This window comes from Methylobacterium sp. J-030, assembly GCF_022829545.1.
Classification (GTDB): domain Bacteria; phylum Pseudomonadota; class Alphaproteobacteria; order Rhizobiales; family Beijerinckiaceae; genus Methylobacterium.
The window spans coordinates 1-441 of sequence record NZ_JAKSYM010000173.1 but is presented as its reverse complement, the minus strand read 5'-3'; the positions used below and the strand labels follow the sequence as shown (position 1 = coordinate 441).

The following is a 441-nucleotide window of genomic DNA, read 5'->3' as shown; positions in this document are numbered from 1 at the left end:
CCAGACGTGGTTGCGGTGGAGCGTGCGCAGGCGCCGCCCGCCGGGCCTCTGGCGCTGGAGGGAGGGTAAGCGTCAGACGTGATTGCGGTGGAGCGGTGGTGGCGGTGTGCCCGGCCGCGCGGCCAGCCAGGGGCGGCAGCGGGGTCTCTGTCTGCGAGGGACCTTCAGCCCCGCGCGACGCCAGATGCCCTGATCCCGGGGTTCGCGAAGGAGGAACCCGGTCCGTGGCCACCTGCCACCCCGCTGCCTGCAGCAGCGCGGTGACGCGGCGGCAGCCGTAGCGTCCGTACTCGGACGCCGGGGCGACGATGGCCCGGGTCAGCCCATCCTCGTCCGCCAGCACGGTCGGCACATAGCGCTGCGTGCCCCGATGCTGGCCGACGATCCGGCAGGCGTGACGGTCCGAGAGGCCGTACTTCTCTCGGATCCCGTCCACCGCCT

Annotated in this window: 1 pseudogene; it reads right to left on the bottom strand. The window is 73.5% G+C overall.

Going from position 1 to position 441, the window contains the following annotated elements:
* Positions 1–75 precede the first annotated feature (75 nt).
* Positions 76–441, bottom strand: a pseudogene (locus MKK75_RS11630) (IS3 family transposase); the annotation flags it as partial.